Raw genomic sequence first — 21,833 nt, forward strand, 5'->3', positions numbered from 1 at the left:
CTTGTCCCCTGCCTGTCCTTGTGCCGGAGCACAGCGCCCCCGCCGGTGCTCACCGCGGCCCGAGCGCCCGGCGCACGTCGTTGTGGCGGAGCTTGCCGGCGTCGTCCCTTGGCAGGCGCTCGACCACTCGCCAGGCGCGCGGGACCTTGAACCCGGCCAACCGTTCCCGGCAGTGTCGCGCCAGCACCTCGGCTGCCTCGGTGTCGCCGATCAGGCCGCCGCAGAGCTGCACCACGGCGAGCACGCGCTCACCGAACTCCTCGTCCGGTATCCCGATGACGGCCACGTCCCGCACCGCCGGGTGGGCCAGCAGCGCCGCCTCCACCTCCATCGGATGGATGTTGACCCCACCGGAGACGATCAGCTGCTTGGCCCGCCCGGTCAGGAACAGGTAGCCGTCCTCGTCGACGTAGCCGAGTTCGCCGTAGGTGTACACGCCGGGCGCGAGGTGGGCCGCGCTGGTCTGCTCGGGATCGCGCCGGTAGTGGAAGTCCTGGGCGCGCCCGCGCCGGAAGAAGACCCGGCCGACTGCGCCCACCGGGAGTTCCGTGCCGTCGGGCGCGGCGATATGGATGCGGGTCGGCGGGACCGCCCTGCCGACGCTGCCCGGCTTGCTCAGCCACTCGGCGGCCTCGATGAGGGTCACCACGCCTCCTTCGGTCGCCGCGTAGTACTCGACCACGACGGGACCCCACCAGTCGATCATCCGGCGCTTCACCTCGGGCGCGCACGGACCGCCGCCGTGCCAGACCCGGCGCAGGCTCCCGCCGCCGAAGCGCCGGCGCACCTCGTCCGGCAGCCGCAGCAGGCGGACGAACTGGGTGGGCACCAGGTGGCACACCCCGATCCGCTCGGCGTCGATGAGCCTCAGGGTCTCCTCGGCCTCGAAGCGCCGCCTGATCAGCAGCTCGCACCCGCGTAGCAACGGCAGGAGGGCGAAGTAGAGCTGCGCCGAGTGATACCAGGGCCCGACCAGCAGGGCCCTGGAATCGGAGGGCACGCCGAGCACCTTCGCCGCGTAGGTCAGCAGACGGCTGACCTCGGTCAGCGGGGCCGCCACCCGGAACGCGCCGTTCACCACGCCCTTCGGCGTGCCGGTGCTGCCCGAGGTGTAGAGCAGGATCGAGCCGCAGCGCTGCTCCGGCGGCTCCGCGTCGTCCGCCTCGGCCACAAGTGGTTCAACCGCGCGGAATCCGGAGACGTTGGCGCGACCGGTGACCAGCCGCGACACACCGTCCACGCCGGACAGGTCGATGGCGGCCGCGACGACGTCGGCGCGGTCCTCGTCCACCACAACCGCGCGGCTGCCGCAGTCGGCCAGCAGGTGGGCGATCTCCTCGGCGGTCAGCTGCCAGTTGACCGGGACCACGGTCAACCCCGCGTGCAGGCAGCCAAGCAGCAGCTCGAAAACCTCCACCCGGTTGCCCGACACCACCGCGACGGTGTCCCCTGTGGACAGTCCGATGGCGCGCAGCAGGGCTACCCAACGGTTCACAGCGCGGTTGAGTCCGGACCAGTCCAGAGTCCGCCGCTCGTCCCGGATCGCCGCCTCGCCGCCCCGCGACCGGGCCGCCTCCGCCAGCAGCAGCGCCACGGTGACCTCCGAAGACGCTCTCAGCCCAGCAGATCCGGCTGGGCGCGCATGATGTCAGCGAGCATCGGCCGGAAGTTCAGCCGGCCCATCGCCGACACGCCGATGGTGGCCCTGGTGGCCCGGGCGCTGTCGGGGTCGATCACGACCGGCTCGCCGGCCGCCTCGGCGAGCAGCTGCGCCTGGCAGCACCGCTCCATCGACACGAACCACCACGCCGCCTCGGCCACGCCGCCGCCGACCGTGAGCAGGCCGTGATTGCGCAGGATCACCGCCTTGGCCGGGCCGAGCGCGGCGGCGATCCGCTTGCCCTCCTCGGGATCGAGGACCACGCCGGAGTAGTCGTCGTAGAGGGTGTGATCCTCGAAGAAGGCGCAGGCGTCCTGAGTGAGGGGATCCAGCAGGCGGCCCAGCGTCGACCACGCGCGCCCGAAGGTCGAGTGGCAGTGCGCCGCGGCCACCACGTCCGGCCGCGCCGCGTGGATCTGCGAGTGAATCGCGTACCCCGCCGGGTTCACCTCGCCCTCGCCCCGCACCACGGTTCCGTGGCCGTCCACCAGTAGCAGGTCGCTGACCCGGATGTGGCCGAAGTACTGGCCGAACCCGTTGACCCAGAAGTGATCCGCCCGAATCGGGTCGCGAACCGTCAGGTGGCCGCCCGCGCCCTCGTCATACCCCAGCCGGGCGAAGATCCGCAGCGCGGCGGCGAGCCGTTGCCTGCGGTGGAGCCGTTCCTCGTCCGGGGACCGCTGCTGCCGGGTCACGTCGCGCACCGTAGCTCCGCCGACATCGGGCTGGCTAGCGTGCGGTCATGGACCTCCACGACACGCCCGACCGGGCGGATTTTCGCCGTCGGCTCAGGGAATGGCTGGGCGAGCGGCTGCCGTCCGGCCCCGTGGACGGCGCCCCGGCGGAAGTCGACCTGGCTCGGCTGCTGGCGTGGAGCACCTCGCTGCACGAGGCCGGCTACGCGGGCCTGACCTGGCCGGCCGAGCACGGCGGCCGCGGTCTCCCGCCGGCCTATCAGGGGATCTTCGCCGAGGAGTGCGCGCTGGCCGGCGCCCCCGACCAGCTCAACGTGATCGGCCTGAACATGGTGGGGCCCACGCTGATCCGGTTCGGCACACAGGCGCAGCAGCGCCGGCACCTGACCCCGATCCTGCGCGGCGAACACCTGTTCTGCCAGGGGTTCTCCGAGCCCGAGGCCGGCTCGGACCTCGCCGCGGTGCGCACCCGCGCCGACGCCGTCCCGCACGGGTACGTGATCAACGGGGACAAGGTGTGGTCCTCCTACGCCCACGTCGCCGACTTCTGTCTGCTGCTGGCCCGCACCGGCGAGCCGGCCGCCAGGCACCGGGGGCTCACCTGTTTCCTTGTCGACCTGCGCGCCGAGGGCGTTCTGACGCGGCCGCTGCGGCAGATCAACGGCGAGTCGAACTTCAGCCAAATCACCCTGGCCGACGTGTCCGTCGGCGAGGACGCCGTGCTCGGCGAGGTCGGCGGCGGCTGGCCGGTCGCGCTCACGACCCTCGCGCACGAGCGGGGCACCTTCGCCATCACCCTCAGCGCCCGCCTGCGCGTCCAGTTCGAACGGCTGCTCGCCACCGTCCGGGCCACCGGGCGGGCCGGCGACCCGGACGTCCGCGCCTCGGTGGCGCGGCTGCACATCGACCTACAGGCGTTGCGCTACACCGGATACCGGGCGCTCACCCGGTTGTCCCGCACCGGCGATCCCGGCCCGGAGACCTCGATCCTCAAACTGCACTGGTCGCAGACGCACCAGCGGCTCACCCGACTCGCCTGGGAGCTGCTCGGGCCAGAGGCCGCGCTCGACGCCGAGGACGCGTTCTGGTCCGGCTACTGGCAGTCCCAGCTGCTGCGCAGCCGGGGCGACACCATCGCCGGTGGCACGTCGGAGATCCTGCGCGGCATCGTCGCCGAGCGCGTCGCCGGGCTGCCCCGGTCGCGGTGAGGGGGCACGGTCATGGAGTTCGGTCCGACCTCGGCACAGGAGGAGTTCCGCGAGGTGGCGCACGCGTTCCTGGCCACGCGCTACCCGCCCGAGCGGGTGGCGGAGCTCGCCGACTCGGCGTACGGCCACGCCGTGGACGGTTGGGATCCGTTGGTGCGCATGGGCTGGCTGGACCCGGAGCTGGACCTGACGACGCTCGCGCTGCTGGCCGAGGAGTCCGGCTACGTGCTGCACCCGACGCCGTGGTGGTCGACCCTCGGCCTGCCCCCGACCACTCCAGCCACCCCGGTGCCACGGACGTTCGCCTGGTACGACGAGCGCTGCCGCTCGCTGCGCGACACCGCCAGCAGGTCCGCCTGCCGGGCGGTCCGCTCGCCCGACGCCGCCTGGCGGGTGTCCGGCACCAAGCGGCTCGTCCCCGACCTCGCCAGCGCGTCCGAGGTCGTGCTCAGCGCCGAAACCCCGGACGGCGTCGCGCTGTTCAGCGCCTCCCCCACCGGCCCCGGGGTGAGCGTGACGCCGACCCGATCCCTGGACGGACTGCGGCGTCTGTCGCGGCTGCGCTGCGTCGACGCGCCGGTCCGGCCGCTGACGGAGTCAGGCGCCGCGACGCGCGAGGCGTTGGGGCTGATCAGGTGGCGGACCCTGACCCTGCTGGCCGCGGAGGCGGTCGGCGTGGCGGCCCGCGCACTCGACCTGGCTGCCGGGCACGCGCGCGAGCGCACCCAGTTCGGCCGCCCCATCGGCTCCTACCAGGGCGTCGCGTTCCGAATCGCGGACAGCTATCTCGCCACCGAGCTGGCGCGCACCCTGGCCTACCGCGCGGCGTGGCTGGTGGACCAGTCCGCGCTGACTCCACCGGCCGAGGTGGACGGCGCGGTGGCCTGCGCCGTGGTCGCCGGGCGCGACGCCGCGCTGGCCGCCTGTGAGCACGCCATGCAGGTGCTCGGCGGCATCGCGATGACCTGGGCACACCCCGTGCACCGCTGGTACCGCCGCGCGTTGTGGCTGCGGTCGTTCGACGCGTCGTCCTCGGCGCACCTGGCGGAGCTGGCCGCGCAGCTGCTGGAGGCCGACGATGCGCCACACGGCTGACACCGGGACGACCGGACCGCTGCGCGAGCTGCGGGTGTTCGAACTCGCGACCGGGGTCGCCGGCCCGTTCGCCGGCCGCCTGCTCGCGATGCTGGGCGCGACCGTGGTGAAAGCCGAGCCGCCGGGCGGGGACCCGGCCCGCGAGCTCCCGGTGGACGACCTGCCCTTCGAGCGGCCGAGCCCGGTCTTCGTCCACCTCAACGCCGGCAAGCGGCTGGTCACCAGGCGCGGGCTCGCCGCGGCGCTGCGCTGGGCGGATGTGGTGCTCGACGACGGATCGCCGGCCCTGGGCGAGCAGCCGCCGGGCGGCCCGTTGATCGTCACGGTCACCCCAGGGTCCGGCCCGACCGAGGAGCTGCTGGTGCAGGCGGCGTCCGGGCTGCTGGCGGTCAGCGCCGACGAGAGCGGCCACCCGCTGCGCTTCCCCGGCTGGCAGTCGCAGTACCTGGCCGGCGCGTACGCGGCGGCGCTGGTGCTCGCCGGCCTCGCCGCGCACGCCGGCCGCGCCGAGGTCACATGGGACGAGGCGCTGCTGTCGGCGTTCGAGTCGCACGTGGCCGCGGATCTCTACACGCTCACCTCCGGCCGCGGCGACGACCCCGAGGAGCGCCGGCGCAACGCCGGCCGTCTGGCGCGCACCTATCCGTCCGGGGTCTTCGCCTGCGCCGATGGCCACGTGATCCCGGGAACAGTCCGGGCGCAGGACTGGATCAGGCAGTGCGAGGTGTACGGCCGCCCCGAGCTGCCCTACGATCCGCGCTTCGTGTTCGCGCGCCGCTGGGCCAACCGAGAGCTGCTCGCCGAGGAGCTGCGACCCTGGTATCTCGCCCGCTCAAGGCGGGAGATCTTCGCCGCGGCGCTGCGGTCGGGCTGGGCGGCCGGGATGGTGTTGACCGCGGGCGACGCGCTGGCCGATCCGCACCTGCGCGAGCGCGGCTTCCTCGGCCTGGTGCGGTGTCCCGGGCCACCAGCGACACCGTCTCAGGACACCGCGCCGGGCGCGACCGGGGCCCGCGTCGCGGTGCGGCCGTGGCGCGGCCGGCGGCCGAACCTGGGCACCGAAACCTGGCTGTCCACAATGGACGGTGATGGTGAGTGGTTCGACCCCGACCGGCCGCGCTCGGCCCCGACCCCGAGGCCGCCAGCGCTCGCCGGGCTGCGGGTGGCGGAGCTGACCCTGGCGTGGGCTGGGCCGCTCGCCGGCCGGTTCCTCGCCGGCCTCGGCGCCGACGTGGTGCGCGTCGAGGTGGGCGACCGGCCGGACGGCTGGCGCACCCGGCACCGGTGGCGCGAGCTCGGCGTGCCGGTGCCCGACGGCGTGGATCCCGACGCGTGCACCTGGGACGCCTCGGCGCAGTTCAACAGCCTCAACCGGGGCAAGCGCGGAATCTCGGTCGACCTGGCCACACCCGAGGGCGCCGAGGTGTTCCTCGGCCTGACCGGCGTCGCCGACGTGCTGATCGTCAACCTGAGCTCCGACGCCCTGGACAGGCGCGGCCTGACCCGCCGCCTCCTCGAACAGGTCGACCGAGGGCTCGTCGTGATCACCATGCCCGCCCTGGGCAGCACTGGCCCGTACCGCGACATGGCCGGCTACGGCATGTTGACCGAGGGCATGGGCGGCTTCGCGGCCCGCTACGGCCACCCCTGCGAGCACGCTCGGGCCAGCAGCACCTACTACCCGGACGCGGTCGCCGGGGTGCACGGGACCGTGGCCGTGCTCGCCACGCTCGCCGGGCGGGCCCGGCACGGCCGAGGCGACTGGATCGACCTGTCCCAACAGGAAACGCTCTGGCTGCACCTCGGCGAGGGGCTCGTGCTCGCCTCCCGCGAGGGCCGCGAGCCGGCTAGGTCGGGCAACACCGAACCGGGCGCCACCCGCTCCGGCATCCTCGCGGCGGCCGACGGCCACGTGGCCTTCGTCGACCGCCACGGCGGCCCGCCCGGCGACCCGGGCGACGCGGCGCGGCGCTCGGTCGCCGAGGTGGTCGCGAGCCTGCGCGCGGCCGGCGCGGCGGCCGAGCCCGTACGCAGCGTCCGCGACCGCCACGCCGACGGCACGCTGCGGCAGTGGGTGGCGGAGTTGGACCATCCGGTGGTCGGGCGCCGCGGGTACCTCGCCGTGCCGGGCCGGCTGGACGGGCGCCGGCTCACCAGCCCGCTGCCCGCGCCCCTGTTCGACCAGCACACCGACCAGGTGCTGACCGAGTGGCTCGGGCTGCCCGCCGACCGGATCGCCGCGCTGCGCGCGGCGCGGGCCGTTGGCACCAGCCCCCGCCAGCCGCACCGGCGGCGCAGCGGGGGTGGATCAGCCGCAGCCGCCGGCTGAGTCGTTGTCGACGGCGGCCCGCACCCGTTCCCCGCGCGCGGCCGTCGCGGGGCGCCTCGATCGCGGCTCGTCGGAGCCCAGCTCGGCGATGAAGTCGTCCACCCGGTCCAGGCCCCAGTAGCGCTCGCGACGGATCCGGAAGTAGGGCACACCGAAGATGTCGTCGTCGTACGCGGCGTAAAGGCAGTCGACGCCCTCCGCACGGATGTCCTCGACCTCCGTCGCGCCAACCAGCCGGTCGGGGTCGAGCCCCACCTGCCGGGCCAGCTCGCGCACCACGGCCGCCTCGCACACGTCCTCGCCGTGCTCCCAGCGGGCCGCCATGACCGCCGTGTAGAACTCGGCTGCCCGGCCCATGCGCCGGGCGGCGAGCCAGGCCAGGTGCGGCAGCTCCCACCAGGGGTCGATGTCCACCGGCCACACGATGCGCAGCCCCAGCCGGGCCGCCTCCCGGCGGGTGTCGTACAGCACGTAGAGGTGCTTGGCCTTGCTCATCTGCGCGTAGTGCAGGTCGGCTCCGCGCTCGGCCAGCTCGGCCCGGGTGCGCTCGTCCGGTTCCCAGTACGGGATGAACTCGACCCGGCTGTGCAGGTCCGGGACCGAGCGCTCCAGCTTGGTGATCGCCATCCAACTGAATGGGCTGCGGAACGAGAAGAACAGCCTGGGCCCGCGTCTCATTGCCGGCCCCTGGTGAGCGCCTCGATCGTCGCGGGGTCCAGGCGCGCGAGCGTGCCGGCGCCGACTCCGCCGCTGATCGCGTAGCCGTGCAGAATCGTCGCGGTGGCGACGTGGCGCTGGTCGCCGGAACCCAGGGTGTAGCAGTCCATCCGGCCGTCGAACGCGCGGTCCCCGACGATGTCGCCGACCACGAACGTGGTGCGCATGTGATCGCCCATGTGCGCGTCGGCGAGCAGCCGGACGCGTGCCCTGGAGACCACCGGGATCCAGCCCCGCTCGTCCAGCAGCCGTGGCACGGCAAGGCCGCGGCTGGCCAGAAACCGGTCCACCACCTCCTCCAGGGCCTGCACGTAGGTGCCGTGCTGCACGCGATCTGAGTAGTGGCAGTGGAAGTAGCGCATGCGCCAGAACCAGTTGAACGGCCCCTCCCCGCGTGGCGGGCCGACCGGGTCGGCGGCCGCCCTCACGTTCGGGACGATCAGGGACACCAGCGCGGGAGGGAGCGCCGCCGGCACCGCGTCGTCGCGCTCCACCACCAGCGCGACGCTGACCCGGCCGCGCAGCGCGGTGACCGGCCGTCCGTCCCTGACCACACTCAGCCGCACCCTGAACCGGCCCGGCGCCACCCAGCCGACCTCCGCGTCCACCTCGTCGTCGATCTCCAGCGTGGCGGGCAGCAGCACCGAGCTGTCGATGATCTCCAGGCCGAGGCCGTAGCGGTGGTACAGCTCCTGCGGCCCGTACCCGGACTCCCGGAACCAGCACAGCACCGCCTCCTCGACCAGGCTCATGAACTGCCTGAAGCCGATCCAGGTGCGGATGTTCGCGCTGGCGTGCCTCGGCCGCTGCCGGGACGTCGTGATCCGATCCTCCACCGCCCGCATCGCCCTCACGCTCCCTGCTGACGTACGTCGTGCCGTGGGCCTCGGTCGCCGATGAGCTCCTCGATTGCCTGTGCCACGTCGGGCGCACGGCGAAGGTGGCTGAAATGGTCGAAATCCTTCTCACCGGCAACAATGCCCCGCGCGAGCCGCCGCGCCAACGCCTCCGCGTGTGGACGGAACGTGACGGGGTCGTTCTCCCCGCACAGCACCAGCACCGGTATGTCCACACAGGACAGTGACAGGTGGCCACTTGCCACGTACTGCTCGAACGCGGCGAGGAAGCCGATCGGGCCGATGCGCTCGCAGGTGCGGGTGAGCATCAGCTCGAAGACGTCCTCCTCGGCCATGCCGCGCAGCCGCATCCGCATGCCGTCGCGGACCTGACGCTCGAACGCCGCCCGAGACCTGTCGAAGGTCCGCCAGGTCACCTCGGCGCCCGGCGGGCGGAAGAACGGCGAGATCAGCACGGCGGCGTTGGCGCGCCGCTCACCGCCGGCCAGCCGGCCGAGCACGGCGTTCGCCCCGAACGAGTGGCCGACCAGCACGAACGACGACTCGTCGAGAGCGTCCAGGCCCGCGCCCACCCAGTCCGAGGGCGCGCCCGACCAGCGCCACCGGTAGTCGTTGCCGGCTCGCCACGGCACGTCCAGCGCGACCGACCGCCAGCGGGGCCCGAGGCTGTCGGCCAGCCGCCCCCAGGTGCGCCAGCTGTCCTCGACGCCGTGCACGAACACCGCGCAGGGCCCTCCCGGCGTGCCGTCCGACAGCACGTGCGCTCGCGGCGGTGTGTCGATCATGATGCCGTCCGTGCACTGGTCAGCCGGGTGGTGCGGTAGCCATCGGTCGGGTCGCCGCAGACGATCCGCGCGGCGCCGCCGCGCTCGTGCAGCAGGGCCGCGCCGACGGCGACCTGCAACACGCCGAGCGCCCCATAGGTGTGGCCGAGCCGCCGGGTCAGGTCGAGCGCGCCGTCGCCGCCCGGGCCGATCACGATGGTCGGCGTGGCCTCGTCGCGGAACACGGGACCGGCCGCCTCGGTGACCCGGTCCAGGACGATGCCGCCGGAGGGCTCCAGCACGACGCAGGCCGCCGCCTGCCGCAGCGGCGGGCCGGGTGCGCACAGGGCAGCGGCGATCGGGTCGTCCGGCTCGACGCCGACCGCCACGACCCGCCGGGCCCGGCCGCTGGCCAGGAGCAGCCCGCCGAGGGCGATCGCGTCCAGCCCCGACGGGTGTCCTGAGCAGACCATGAGGTTGGGCCCGCCGAAGCCGAACCAGATCGCCACCGAGCTCGCGATGACGTTGCTGGAGACGTTGGGCGCGTCCAGCGGGCTGACGCCCCGCACACCCTGGTCGCGCACCGCCCTGGCGACGGCGCAGGTGGTGTGCACGTTGCCGAGGTTGGAACTGGCGACGACCGCTGTGTCGGGGTCGGGTGGCGCGCCGCGGCCGCGGCGGTGCCCAGGGGGCAGGCCCAGCGCCCGGTGCACGGCGCACAGGGCCAGCCGGGTGGCCGGCTCCTTGTTGAGCAAGCCCTTGCGGCCCAGCAGTTCCCCAGCCTCCTCCGGTCGGCACGCCGGACCGGGAGACCAGCCGCCGAGCGTCTCGGCCGGCCCGAGCCCCGGCAGCCACACGCTCCAGCTGGTGACCGCGATTGTCATGGCCGGGCCTCGATCACGGTGACCGCGTTGACGCCGCCGAAGCCGAACGCGTTGATCTGGGCGACCCTGGCGGCGCAGCGCACCGACGTGCCGGCGACCAGGCGCAGGCCGTCCGCCTCGGGCAGGGGCTCACGCAGCCCGACGACCGGCGGCACCCGGCCGCTATCCAGGCACCGCACCGCCACGTCGAGGCTCATCAGCGCCGACGCGCCGGAGGTGTGGCCGATCGCGCCCTTCACCGCGGTCAGCCACGGGCCGGCGCCCGCATCCGCGAACACCTCTCGGATGGCCAGCGCCTCGGTGGCGTCGTTGAGCACGGTGCCGGTGCCGTGGCACAGCACCACGTCCACGTCGGCCGGGCGGCGACCGGCTCTGGCGAGCGCATCCCGCATGGCCCCCGAGATCCCCGCCAGCGACGGCGCGGTCTCGTGGTAGGCGTCGCAGGAGATCCCGGTGCCGAGCAGGACGGCCGCCACCGGGCCGCGCCAGCCGTCCCCGGCCACCACGGCGGCCGCGGCACCCTCGCCGAGCAACACACCGGTGCGGGCGGCATCGAACGGCCTGACCGAGTCCGTCGGCCGCTCGGCGACCCTGCCGATCATGGCGAGCATGGACGCGGTCGTCGCGTCCGTGCCGGCCGCGACCACGATCTCCGCCTCGCCGTGCTCCACCATGTCCTGCGCCAGGGCCAGCGCGTGCCCGGAGGCGCTGCACGCGTTGCTGACCGTCACGACCGGTCGCAGCGCGGCGGAGAGCTCGCCGACCGCGGCGGCGAAGTGCAGCTGCTGGGCGCGCAGCGGCTCGCCGTCCAGCGCCCACCGCTCCGCCGCCCGCAACTCCCGCAGGCCCGTGCCGACGATGACCGGTACCCGTCCCGGCGGTGCGGCCAGCCCCGCCGAGCAAAGAGCCTCGGCTACGCACTCGACCAGCCACCGCGTGGCCCGCAACGCCGGCTCCCCGACCGCATCGCCGCGCTCCAGGACGGGGTAGCCATGCGAGACGTTGAGCCGCGCGGCATCGACGTGGCGCAGCGGTGCGACGCCGCATTCACCGGAGAGGAGCCGTTCGAAGGTCCGTGCGCCGTCGCCCAGGCACGTCCGGACCGCGCTGGCCGCGATCACAGCCATCGTGTCAGCCCGGACCCGGGACGCCCACCCGGCCGTCACGCCGCCCGCGGGCCGGGTTCATCGCTCCTCGACCCCGTTGAGCGGCGCGGCCGCCGCCTCGTCGGCTGGCGGCGCCGCCTGTCGCTCGGCGTTGCCGCGCACGCTCTCAGCGACCTCCAGCCACTCCTCCGCGATCGCGCAGGCCAGGTCGGCGATGACGTACCCGCAGTGCGGCGGGACCGATGGGGCCAGCTCGGCCCAGCCCTCCACGCCGATCGCGTGGGACTCCAGCCAGCGCAGCAGGCTGCGCCCGTTGTTGGTGAAGCGGACTGTCGGGTCGCGGCGCAGGCTGCGCAGGAGCGTCGCCCGGTCCCGGAAATCGCTGACCCGCCCGGCCGGGAGACCGCGGCGCAGCTGCCGCTCGGGAGTGACCGGCTCGTGCCGCTGGCCGCTCGCGCTCTGCCGAGGCCGCACCGGGTCCTCGCCCCTGCTCATCCGTGCCCGCACATCCCTGGCGGTGCCCGGGGAGATGCCGGCCTCCCTGGCCACCTCCCGCAGCGACGCGTTGGGGCGTCGCTGGAAGAACTCGCATGCCCGTCGGCGGCCGTCGGCGCCGTTGACCGGTCTTATCCGGCCGTCGCGCCCGATGCGACTCGTCGACTGACGGGAGTCCGCCGTGACTCCCCGGCGGATGGCGCAGACGGTCTTCGCGGAGATGCCGGAGACCAGGGCGATCGCCCGATCCGACCACAGCGGGTTGGACGCCACGATCCGAGCCGCCGCCGCCTCGCGGTCGGCCAGCGACAGCGGCAGGCCATGCTTGATGTTGGCTTCGACGGCGGCCACGAACGCGGCCTCGACGCTGCCGTCGAACAGCGTCGCCCTGATCGTCTCCTCGCCCCGGAGCATGGCGGCCCGCACGCGGTGCATCCCGTCGACGATCCGCATCGTCTCGCGGTGCACGAGGATCGGCGGCAGCTCAGCGTCGGCGTCCGCGAGCATCTTGGTGTGCTGCTCGTCCTCCCCGTCGAGCCGGGGCGAGTCGGCAGGCAGCAACGAGCTTATCGACAGCTCGACACAATCAGTCTCCGTGTCGCCGTTCCGTATGACAGAAAGGTGCGGAGAACGTAAGTGTCCATTAACGATCGAGTCCGGTTTGCGCGCGGCGATGACGTCCTTTTCGTCCATCTTGAGACTGCCCCATAAACTCGGAAATTGTCGGAGAAATGCGCAGCGCGACACCGTTGGCAACTATGCTGCCGATCTTTGTCGAGCGTCATGCGCAGCGGTTTCCCGAAGGGCCTGTACTCTCCCCCTAGTTTCACCCTCCCCCATTTTCCGTCGGGCGTGGACCTTCCCCCAGGCTAAGACCTCCCCTGGCAACCGGCAACCATCTCTTTCCCAGTACCAGACAGTCTCCTATTTAGGGGCATACGCCGGACACACACGGTAACGTGAGGCATGCCTGAGCAAACCGACGCTCATGCTTCCTTCAGAAGCGAAAGTGCCGTGATACGACCACCAATGTCGCCGCCCCATAAACACGTTGCCCGCGGATCGACAACATGGCACGCTGCCTCACTCCGCCGGCTTCACCGGCCGAGGAGTACTGCGAATACACTACGCAAGTAGCGCAAATATCGTACGCAGACAGAGTGCGCGCAGCGCGCAGTAACAACCGACCGCGCCAAGATCGACGGTCAGCCGAAGGTCACCGGCAGGGTCTTCAGCCCGTTCATGAAGTTGGATCGCAGCCGCAGCGGCGGCCCGGTCGGGCGCAACCGGGCCAGATGCGGCGCCAGCTCCTGAAAGAGAGTGGTCGCCTCCAGGCGCGCCAGATGCGAGCCGAGGCAGAAATGTGGGCCAACTCCGAATGCGAGGTGCGGGTTGGGCGATCGCCCAGGATCGAATCGATCCGCGTCCACGAACACCGATTCGTCCCGATTCGCGGAAATGTAGTAGAGCACCACCTTGTCGCCGGCACTGATCCGCGTGCCGTCCAGCTCCACCTCCCGCTGGGCGGTGCGCCGGAACTGCATGATGGGCGTGACCCAGCGCAGCATCTCGTCCACGGCGCCCGCCATCAGATCCGGCCGGCCGGCCAATTGGTTCGACAGATCCGGCCGGCCGGCCAGCAGTTCCAGTCCGCCGCTGACCAGATGACGCGTCGTCTCGTGGCCGGCCACGACGAGCAACAGCCACAGGTGGCAGAACTCCGTCTCGGTCAGTCGCCGCCCGTCCACCTCCGCGGTCACCAGCCGGCTCACCAGATCCTCGGCCGGCCGCCGGCGCTTGGCCCTGCCGGCCTCGATGGCGTAGGCGAACGCCTCGACGAACGTCCGGTTGACCACCGCCACGTCGCCGCCCCCGAACGCGGGGTCGTCGAACCCGATCAGGTGGTTGCTCCACTGGAGGAACAGCCCCCGGTCCTGGCGCGGAATCCCCAGCAGGTCGGCGAGCACCAGCAGCGGAAGCTCGGCCGCGATGGCCGCCACGGCGTCCACCTCGTGTCCGGCCACCGCCCTGGCGACGACGCGTGCGGCGTGGTCCACTATGGACTCCCGCATCCGCCGTGCCGTTGCCGGTGTGAACACCGAGGTGACCACCCGGCGCAGTCGGGTGTGTTCCGGCGGGTCCATGCCGGCCAGCAGCTGGCGGTTGCGCTCCAGGTCGCCTCGGGACACTGGATCGGCCAGGAAGGGCCCGCGCGCCGAGGAGGAGAACACCTCGGGCGCCCGCGACGCCTCGATCACGGCCCGGTGCCGGGTGACCGCCCAGTAACCGTCCTGGCGCTGCACAATCGCGCTGCCGCCCGAGTGACGCTCCAGGAGCACGCCCTCGACCCAGGCCACTGGCGCCTCCCGCCGTCGCCGCGCGAACTCCGCGTGGGGCGGACCGTCCGCGTACGTTGCGGGGTCGGCGAGCCCCATGGTCACGGAAGGCATGGTGTCCGTCCCCTCGGTCAGCTGACCGGCTGGCGGGCAAGGATGTCCGCCACGTCCGGGTAGTTGGCTTGCAGCCTGCGGGCCAGCTCGCCGCGTAGCCTGAGCCGTCGCGGGTCGTGCTGCTGTAGCCGCGCCTTGTAGAACCAGGCGTGCGTGATGCCGGCGTGCTGACCGGTGACGCGCAGCGGTTCCCAGACCGGCGCCTGGTCGTGTCTGATGAACCTGTCCTGCCCCGGCGCCCAGGTGGCGTTGACCAGCGCCCTGACGGGGACGCCGTGTTCCCCCGCGATCAGCGGAAGCAGGCGCTGCTCGGCGAACAGCAGCTCCGGGGCGACGCCGAGTTCCGGCCGAGGGCGGCCGGGGTTGCCCACCATGAACCGCAGGGCCTCCTCGACGTAGGCTTGGCGCACCGCGTCGGACCCGAAGTACGCCAGGCTCACGTTCGCGGCGCGAAGCGACCAGTCGCGCCGCGCGTCGAACCGGTAGGCCACCGGCCGGTGCAGCTCGCCCGGGGACGGATACCACGGCGACTGCTCGGTCGACTCCCAGTGCGTGACCATGATCTCGCCGGGCAAGCAGTCCTCGGCGAGGCCGCGCCAGGTGATCAGGTCGCAGTCGAGCGACACGAAGGGGACGGCCGCGTCCGCGAGGGCGAGCAGCCGCCCGGCCGTCCAGAACGTCGTCGCGTCGACATCCAGCGCGCTCGCGTCCTCGATCGTCGTGCTGTCGACCTCGTCCCAGAGCCCCAGCAGGCCGATGCGGTCGAGACAGTCGGCATACCACCGGTCACAGTAGAGAATCGCGCGGCCGTTCCACCGCTGCCACTCCCGGACCGACAGGGTCAGCAGGAGGAGGTCAAGCGGTGAAAACTCGGGCGAGCGCTCCCGCTTGGGCGCCGACCACAGGGTGAAGACACCGTTCATACTCACTCGTTTTCGCGCAGTGTCCACAAAGGATGTGCATCTGCGGAAGTTGCGCAGATGCACACCTTGTCGCCAGACACACTCGACTATGAGCCGAGGCGGCAGTGCGGTCAAACGCAGCTTGACGCCACCGGGAGCATCGCCGATTCTCTGTCCCAGCCGATGAAAGTGGAACTGGGCGGCCGCTCACGCTAGGGCGTGTCGCCAGCCCTCGTTGGTCCCGCAGCCGGGAGGCCGAAATGGTGCGCTTGGTCGCGGACACGCGGTCGATGTCGCCCGGAGCCACGCGACGCGTCCGGATCACCTTCCCGACGAGGTCGGGGACATGAGCGCCGGCGCACGCCGCCACGTGTGGCTGGTCCAGCGGGGCGCATGGGACATGCCGATCGAGTCGATGCCCCTGGCCGCCGGCTACCTCAAGGCGACCGCGCTCGCCGACGAGGCCATCCACGAGGCCATGCGGCTGGAGATCTTCAACTTCGGCGGTGCCGCCGGGAATCTGGCGATATGCCACGACCTTTTCGCCGACCAGATCCCGGACGTCCTCGCCTGTTCGGTGCTGGGCTGGAACTTCCGGTCCTTCGTCGCGATCGCCCAGACCTTCAAACAGCTCAACCCGTCCGGTTGGGTGGTCTTCGGCGGGACGCACGTCGCCCATCAGGCCAACCGGCTGCTGCGCCAGCACCCTGAGATCGACATCATCGTCAACAGCGAGGGCGAGTTCATCTTCCGCGACCTGCTGCTGGCGTACCTGCGAGGGCACGCCGCCACCGACCTCGCCAGCGTCGAGGGACTGTCCTTCCGGGACACCGAGGGCGTCGTCGTCACCACCGCCCAACCCGACCCGATCAGCGACCTCTCCCTTGTCCCGTCACCGTTTCTCACCGGCGCGATACCGCTGCACGACCGACACGGCCGGTTCCGCTACGACGTCGCGCTCATGGAGACCAACCGCGGCTGCCCCTACCACTGCGCATTCTGCTACTGGGGCGGCGCGATCGCCCAGAAGGTGCGGGGCTTCCCGAGGGAAAGGCTGCGCGCCGAACTCGACCTGCTCGCCTATCACGGCGCCCACACCGTCGTGCTCTGCGACGCCAACTTCGGCATGCTGCCCGCCGACCTCGAGTTCGTCGAGGACGTCATCCACATACGCGAGCGATCCGGCTTTCCCAGGGCACTGGAGACGTCCTGGGCCAAGAACAAGTCCGCGATCTTCCACCAGATCGTCCGGTCGCTCAAGGAACACGGCCTGACCAGCTCCTTCACTCTCGCCCTGCAAACCCTCGACGACGATGTGCTGCAGGGCATGCACCGGCGCAACATGCGGCTCAACGACTGGGAGGAACTGGCTCGCTGGCTGCGCTCCGCCGGTCTGGACGCCTACGCCGAGCTGATCTGGGGAGCTCCCGGCGAGACCTATCAGTCCTTTCTGGACGGTTACGACCGCCTGGCCCGGCTCGTGCCGCGCATCGCGGTCTACCCGCTGCTCGTGCTGCCCAACACCGCCTATGCCGCCAACCGCGACGCGCTCGGCCTGGTCACCGTCCGGGGCGATCAGGACGACTACGACTACGTCGCCGCGACACCCGACATCAGCCTGGCCGACAACAACCGCATGCAGCGGTTCGTGCTGTGGGCCCGAGGCATCGCCGAGAACCTCGTCCTGCGGACCATCTGGACGCCACTGCACGACCTCGCTGGGCTGCGGCAGTCCTGGGTCCTGCTGCGCATGGCCGACTGGTTCCGGCGCAGCACCGATCCCTCGGCTGCCGGCCTCAACCTGGCCGACCATGCCATCGGTCAGCCCGGCGCTGTGCTGGCGTTCCTGCGGCACCTGCACACCGACCACCAGGTGCCTCGGCTGCTGCGGCAGTGGTGGCACGAGGAGATCGAACCGAGGACGCCCGAGGCGGCGCGGCGGTTCCTCACCGACCTGTTCGAGTACGACCTGTGCACACTGCCGCTCTACGATCCCGCGTCGCGCACCGACCTGGAGATGGTCGGCGACGGGCACACCACCTACTACGTCCGCCGCGATGTGGCCTTCCAGCACGACGTTCCCGGGGCGCTGGCGGCGATGGCCGCCGGCGCGACCGACCCGCCCTCGGCCCAGCGATGGGTGACCGACCTGTGGTTCAAGGCGGGATTCGCCAACCATCTCGACAACCACGAGCTCACGGCACAGTTCATCGGCCAGCCGGCCGCGCCCGACGCGCCTCCGGCGACCGTCCGCGCCCCCGGCGGGGTCGAGTTCACCCGTGCGACGACGATGGAACGCGCCTGAGCCCGGCCTGCGCCGGTCAGGAACCGACCCCCGTGTGGTCGACCAGCCACGACCGCTCGACGTAGTCGCCGCACCCAGCACCGATCCGCGCCGAGTGCTCGGACAGCTCCCGCGCCCAGTCCCGTTCGGGCCACAGCAGATCCAGCTGCGTCGCATACCGTTCGACCGCGGCGATCTTGGTGTCCCGGTAGCGCGCCGAGCAGGCCGACAGGACCTCCCTGCCCGGTGGTTTGCCGGCAGTGCCCGTCGCGCGGCAGCCGTAGGGCAGGTCCTCGTAGAGCTGGAGTCGGTGGTCCCCCGGCCGGAGCGGGCGTTGGAGCGCCAACTGCACGGCCTGGCGGGTCAGCGCGTGGTCGACGTGGTCCCCCACCGCTGCCGGTCCGTGGATGCCTGCACCGGGCCACCGCTCGAACACCTCGGTCAGGGTCGACGCGATCCTCGCCAGCACGGCATCGTCCTGGGCCGCGACGGGACCGGTGAGCAGCCGCAGGCGCCCATAGCAGGGTTTTCCGGCGGGGTCGACCCGGTAGAGGGCCTCATGGAATCCGAGGTGCTCGCAGTCCGCGCCGACGACCGAACACGCCTGGACGTCCTCGTTCCTTCGGTCCCGCACCCCGGCGAGACCCCACATTCTGTGCATGGCCTTCGCCAGCGGAGACAGCGTGGTGGGTTCGCCGGTGAAGACCGTCACCACGCGCACGTCATCGGACGCGGCGGTCAGCTTGGCTATCGTCGCGCCGCAGGACAGGACCGCGTCGTCGAGGTGGGGCGACACAAAGATGTGCATCTCGGCTCCCCGATTCGGAAATCCACTCAGCCCGCGTACATCGGAAGGTCGGCTTCGCGGATGGCGAGCAACTGGTCGACCGACTGCGCGACGGTGAATCGCTCGATCGCTTTCGCCCGGTCGACGCTGGTCAGCCGGCCCATCCTGGCGGCCCGGCGGACGGCGTGCGCCAACGAGGTCGGATCGTCTGGCCGAAACAGGACCAACCCGCCGCAGTCGGTCTCCGGCAGGCCGCCCAGATCGCCGGCCGCCACCCGGCAGCCAGCGTGCTGCGCCTCGACCGAAAGCGTTCCGAACGACTCCGGGCGCAGGGTGCTGTGCCCCGGCATCACCACGACGTCCTGGGTGACCAGCAGCTCGGCCATTTCCTGGCGGGAACGCTCAGGCAGCATGGTCAGCATCGGGTGCGCCCTGGCCAGGGGTTCGATCAGTGGATACTGGTCGCCGCGGGTCCCGGTCAGCACCGCGGTGAAGACGAAGTCCTTGCCAACGAAATGGTGCAACGCCTCGAGGAACGTGTAGAAACCCTTTTCCGCCGCCAGACGGCCGGCGAAGAGCACTCTGGCCGGCCCCGGTGGTCGCGGCGGGACCGGTTGCGCGCCAAAACACTCCTCGGCGAACGGGTACATGACCGCGATCATATCCTCCGGAATGCCGAGATAGTCCATCCAGATACGCGCGGCCGCCCGGCTGGGCGCGATGAGCCGACGGTTGCTGAGAGCGTGACGGTAGTACTGCTTGCTCAGGCCGACGTATGGCAGGCCGTGCAGGATCTGGTACGCCGGCCGCTCGGCCGGCAGGTCGAGCGGTTCGGTCACCAGAAAGGACGAATCGTCCAGCCGGCCCAACTCCTGCGGACTCGCGTAGTCGGCGAACGTGACATCCGGTGCGAATTCGCGACCGTCGGCGGCGCCCATTCCGAAGGTCACTATCCGGTTCGCCACGCCACGTCGGTCCAGTTCGCGGCACTGGCCCACGGTGCATACCTCCGCACCCCCACCGCTGGGGATCAGCGGCAGCGGCTCGTCCCACGTCGACGAGGCCGTCCAAAGGAACGAAATCACAGCACGATAGGCTAGTGACCTGAGCCTGTACGGACCAGAGCGTGCGAACAGCAGGGAGCTGCCATGACTGAGGCCCAGGCCAACCGAACGACGATCGCACCGTGGATCCCGGTGAATGACGGATCAAGAGCGGTGGAATACTATACTCGCGCATTCGGCGCGGTGGAGCGTTATCGCCTCGATGACGAGGAGACCGGTCGCGTCATTGTCGCGCAGCTCGCTATCGACCAGGCGGAATTCTGGGTGCAGGAGGATCCGGACATCGACCAGGCGCGGACCGGCGGGCTGATCCGGATGATCGTGACCGTGGACGACCCGGACGCGGTTTTCACCAAGGCCATTTCGGCCGGCGGCACGGAAGTCGCGACGGTCTCCGAGGATCATGGCTGGCGTGTCGGACGATTCGTCGATCCATTCGGCCACCATTGGGAGGTGGGCAGGCCACTCGCGTGAAGATCGACAATCAGCCACGCGAGCCCAGGAGGTCGGTCAGAAAGGCGTGCACCGTCCTCACCGCCGCAGTGGTCTGGGTGCTGCCCCACGAGCATGTGATGGAGCCAGGGATGAGCAGAAGGTCGCGAAAGCCGGAAGGTCATGGCGTTCAACGGCGAGACCGTGGTTGAGGGGTGACGGAATCCCGTGGCGACCGCGCGGTGAACAGCCAATAGAGGTACATTCTTGTTGCGGCACGCGCCAACCGAGGCCGTGTCAACTATGTGAGCGTCCACGGGGTTCGCCTACCATGGTTGCGGTAGCCCGGTTCAGTGCCGTTGATGGTATTTAAGGAGGCGCCTGCCGCGTTTAGCTTGAACGTGTATTATTAGTTCGCGCCTGATCACGCGACGACATGGTTCAGGACATTCGCATGCGGCCTCGTCACATCGCGCTCGCCGTGGTGGTGGCCGCTATCTGGGGGCTGAGCTACGCGGCCGTGGATGATGACCCAGCTGCGCGACAACCAGTTGCCGGACTGGATCGCGGCCGCCGAGGCAGACGACCTGCCCGCCTTGCGGTCCGTCGCCGCGGGACTGCGGCGCGACCTAGCTCCAGCCGGACTTCGTGATCTTGGCTGGTGAGGGGTGCCGGAAGGCGAGTGCGGCCACCAAACGATCATGAGCAGTTGTGTGGACAACTCAAGATCAGGTGGTGGCCGCAGGCACCAACGTAGACCCCGCAGCGGGTGTGGATCCCGTTGGCTGGCAGGAGAAGCTCGACGGGCTGATGGCGCGGGTGGCGGGCCGGTTCGCGCGGGTGGAGCCGCGTCGGCGGGCCAGATTGTTCGTGGAGGGGCTGCTGTCGGATCTGCCGCGGAAGAACTGCTGGACGATCGCCGAGCAGGCCGGCGACGCGACGCCGGACGGGATGCAGCATCTGCTGTCACGGGCGGTGTGGGATGCCGACAAGATGCGCGACGACGTGCGGGACGTCGCGGTGGAACACCTCGGTGACACCGACGCGATGCTGGTCGTGGACGAGACAGGGGACGTCAAGAAGGGCAGCTGCTCGGCCGGGGTCCAGCGGCAGTACACCGGCACCGCCGGACGGATCGAGAACGCCCAGGTCGGGGTGTTCCTGACCTACACCACCACGGCCGGGCACACGCTGATCGACCGTGAGCTGTATCCGCCGCGTTCGTGGACCGGCGACACCGCCCGGTGCGCGGCGGCCGGGATACCCGAGGACACGACGTTCGCGACCAAGCCCGCGCTGGCCTCACGCATGATCCTGCGCGCTCTCGACGGCGGCGTGCCCGCCCGGTGGGTCGCCGGCGACGAGGTCTACGGCGGCAACCCGGCCCTGCGCGGCGACCTGGAGCAACGCGGTGTCGGATACGTGCTGGCGGTGGCCTGCGACCACCGCGTGAGCACCGCCGCTGGCACCTGCCGGTCCGATGAACTCGTTGCGCGGCTGCCCAAACGCGCCTGGCAACGCCTGTCCGCCGGGAAAGGCGCCAAGGGGCACCGGTTCTACGACTGGGCCTGGATCACCATCACCGACACCGGTGACGACGCGCCCGACGGGCACCGGTGGCTGCTGGTCCGACGCAACCGCCGCACCGGCGAGCTGGCCTACTACCGCTGCTACGCGCCGCAACGGGCGCCGTTGACCGCGCTGGTGCGGGTCGCCGGGCGCAGGTGGAGCATCGAGGAGTCCTTCCAGACCTCAAAGGGGCAGACCGGGCTGGACGAGCACCAGGTCCGCACCTGGACGTCCTGGTACCGCTGGACCACCCTCGTGCTGCTCGCGCACCTCTTCCTGGCCATCACCACTGTCACCGCCCGCGCCAGCCCCGCCCCGGTAGGGCTGATTCCCTTGACGCTCAACGAGATTCGTCATCTCTACAACGCACTCGTGCTCACCCCGACCACGAACATCCGGCACGTCCTGAGCTGCTCATACTGGCGCAGGCGACACCAATACCGAGCCCAGCAAGCCCACTACCAGCGACAATCACTCCAGCAACCATGAAGATCACGATCTACGGCTGGAGTACTAGAAGTGTCCTGAAGATCTT

19 protein-coding genes are annotated in these 21,833 nt (G+C 71.3%); 7 read left to right on the plus strand and 12 right to left on the minus strand.

Going from position 1 to position 21,833, the window contains the following annotated elements; genetic code table 11:
- Positions 1 to 49: 49 nt before the first annotated feature.
- The gene (locus F0L68_RS04435; protein ID WP_149848094.1) at positions 50 to 1,594 is read right to left on the minus strand and encodes an AMP-binding protein; all 1,545 of its coding nucleotides are present in this window, start codon (positions 1,592 to 1,594) and stop codon (positions 50 to 52) included.
- A 20-nt stretch (positions 1,595 to 1,614) separates the two neighbouring features.
- Entirely contained in the window at positions 1,615 to 2,364 is a 750-nt protein-coding gene (locus tag F0L68_RS04440) for a class II aldolase/adducin family protein (RefSeq protein WP_223198484.1), read from the minus strand.
- A gap of 38 nt (positions 2,365 to 2,402) precedes the next feature.
- On the opposite strand from F0L68_RS04440, the gene F0L68_RS04445 reads away from it, so the two are divergent.
- Genes F0L68_RS04445 through F0L68_RS04455 form a run of 3 tightly spaced genes read left to right on the plus strand, consistent with a single transcriptional unit; the run spans position 2,403 to position 6,987 of the window.
- Positions 2,403 to 3,563, plus strand: coding sequence for an acyl-CoA dehydrogenase family protein (locus tag F0L68_RS04445; RefSeq protein ID WP_149848095.1), 1,161 nt, complete (start codon positions 2,403 to 2,405; stop codon positions 3,561 to 3,563).
- Between the two features lie 12 nt (positions 3,564 to 3,575).
- A complete protein-coding gene (locus F0L68_RS04450; RefSeq protein ID WP_149848096.1) occupies positions 3,576 to 4,658 on the plus strand; it encodes an acyl-CoA dehydrogenase family protein in 1,083 nt (360 codons plus the stop codon).
- Complete coding sequence (locus F0L68_RS04455; protein ID WP_149848097.1) at positions 4,642 to 6,987, plus strand: CoA transferase; 2,346 nt, start codon at positions 4,642 to 4,644, stop codon at positions 6,985 to 6,987. Before F0L68_RS04450 ends, F0L68_RS04455 begins: the two co-directional genes overlap by 17 nt.
- Here F0L68_RS04455 and F0L68_RS04460 read toward each other — a convergent pair.
- The 8 genes from F0L68_RS04460 to F0L68_RS04495 all read right to left on the minus strand — a co-directional run bounded on the left by F0L68_RS04460 (position 6,967) and on the right by F0L68_RS04495 (position 15,183).
- Entirely contained in the window at positions 6,967 to 7,665 is a 699-nt protein-coding gene (locus F0L68_RS04460; protein WP_149848098.1) for a 2-hydroxychromene-2-carboxylate isomerase, read from the minus strand. The genes F0L68_RS04455 and F0L68_RS04460 overlap by 21 nt on opposite strands.
- Positions 7,662 to 8,549 carry a thioesterase family protein gene (locus F0L68_RS04465; RefSeq protein WP_149848099.1) on the minus strand — a complete coding sequence of 296 codons (888 nt, stop codon included), beginning with the start codon at positions 8,547 to 8,549 and terminating at the stop codon, positions 7,662 to 7,664. Before F0L68_RS04465 ends, F0L68_RS04460 begins: the two co-directional genes overlap by 4 nt.
- A 5-nt stretch (positions 8,550 to 8,554) precedes the next feature.
- Positions 8,555 to 9,346 (minus strand): alpha/beta fold hydrolase, encoded by a 792-nt coding sequence (locus F0L68_RS04470; protein WP_149848100.1) that lies wholly within the window; start codon positions 9,344 to 9,346, stop codon positions 8,555 to 8,557.
- On the minus strand, positions 9,343 to 10,209 hold the full coding sequence (locus tag F0L68_RS04475; protein WP_149848101.1) for a beta-ketoacyl synthase N-terminal-like domain-containing protein: 867 nt from the start codon (positions 10,207 to 10,209) through the stop codon (positions 9,343 to 9,345). The genes F0L68_RS04470 and F0L68_RS04475 overlap by 4 nt, the downstream gene beginning before the upstream one ends.
- On the minus strand, positions 10,206 to 11,336 hold the full coding sequence (locus F0L68_RS04480; protein ID WP_149848102.1) for a beta-ketoacyl-[acyl-carrier-protein] synthase family protein: 1,131 nt from the start codon (positions 11,334 to 11,336) through the stop codon (positions 10,206 to 10,208). The genes F0L68_RS04475 and F0L68_RS04480 overlap by 4 nt, the downstream gene beginning before the upstream one ends.
- A 57-nt stretch (positions 11,337 to 11,393) precedes the next feature.
- Positions 11,394 to 12,371, minus strand: coding sequence for a ParB N-terminal domain-containing protein (locus F0L68_RS04485; RefSeq protein ID WP_223198485.1), 978 nt, complete (start codon positions 12,369 to 12,371; stop codon positions 11,394 to 11,396).
- A gap of 644 nt (positions 12,372 to 13,015) precedes the next feature.
- The gene (locus tag F0L68_RS04490) at positions 13,016 to 14,260 is read right to left on the minus strand and encodes a cytochrome P450 (RefSeq protein WP_149848104.1); all 1,245 of its coding nucleotides are present in this window, start codon (positions 14,258 to 14,260) and stop codon (positions 13,016 to 13,018) included.
- 17 nt (positions 14,261 to 14,277) lie between these two features.
- Complete coding sequence (locus F0L68_RS04495; RefSeq protein ID WP_149848105.1) at positions 14,278 to 15,183, minus strand: hypothetical protein; 906 nt, start codon at positions 15,181 to 15,183, stop codon at positions 14,278 to 14,280.
- Between the two features lie 325 nt (positions 15,184 to 15,508).
- Here F0L68_RS04495 and F0L68_RS04500 point away from each other — a divergent pair, with 325 nt between their 5' ends.
- Complete coding sequence (locus F0L68_RS04500; RefSeq protein ID WP_149848106.1) at positions 15,509 to 17,467, plus strand: KedN5 family methylcobalamin-dependent radical SAM C-methyltransferase; 1,959 nt, start codon at positions 15,509 to 15,511, stop codon at positions 17,465 to 17,467.
- Between the two features lie 16 nt (positions 17,468 to 17,483).
- Here the strand turns inward: F0L68_RS04500 and F0L68_RS04505 are convergent, their stop codons facing one another.
- Positions 17,484 to 18,254, minus strand: coding sequence for a PIG-L deacetylase family protein (locus tag F0L68_RS04505; RefSeq protein WP_149848107.1), 771 nt, complete (start codon positions 18,252 to 18,254; stop codon positions 17,484 to 17,486).
- A 26-nt stretch (positions 18,255 to 18,280) separates the two neighbouring features.
- On the minus strand, positions 18,281 to 19,231 hold the full coding sequence (locus F0L68_RS04510) for a glycosyltransferase family 4 protein (protein WP_149848108.1): 951 nt from the start codon (positions 19,229 to 19,231) through the stop codon (positions 18,281 to 18,283).
- A gap of 150 nt (positions 19,232 to 19,381) precedes the next feature.
- Here F0L68_RS04510 and F0L68_RS04515 point away from each other — a divergent pair, with 150 nt between their 5' ends.
- From F0L68_RS04515 to F0L68_RS04520, 3 genes are all read left to right on the plus strand, one after another.
- A complete protein-coding gene (locus tag F0L68_RS04515; protein ID WP_149848109.1) occupies positions 19,382 to 19,771 on the plus strand; it encodes a VOC family protein in 390 nt (129 codons plus the stop codon).
- Between the two features lie 482 nt (positions 19,772 to 20,253).
- Positions 20,254 to 20,394, plus strand: a complete 141-nt coding sequence (locus tag F0L68_RS42140; protein WP_188316387.1) for a hypothetical protein — start codon at positions 20,254 to 20,256, stop codon at positions 20,392 to 20,394.
- A gap of 145 nt (positions 20,395 to 20,539) precedes the next feature.
- Positions 20,540 to 21,787 (plus strand): IS701 family transposase, encoded by a 1,248-nt coding sequence (locus F0L68_RS04520; protein ID WP_149848144.1) that lies wholly within the window; start codon positions 20,540 to 20,542, stop codon positions 21,785 to 21,787.
- Positions 21,788 to 21,833 lie beyond the last annotated feature (46 nt).

Source organism: Solihabitans fulvus (genome assembly GCF_008386585.1).
In the GTDB taxonomy this organism is placed as follows: domain Bacteria; phylum Actinomycetota; class Actinomycetes; order Mycobacteriales; family Pseudonocardiaceae; genus Solihabitans; species Solihabitans fulvus.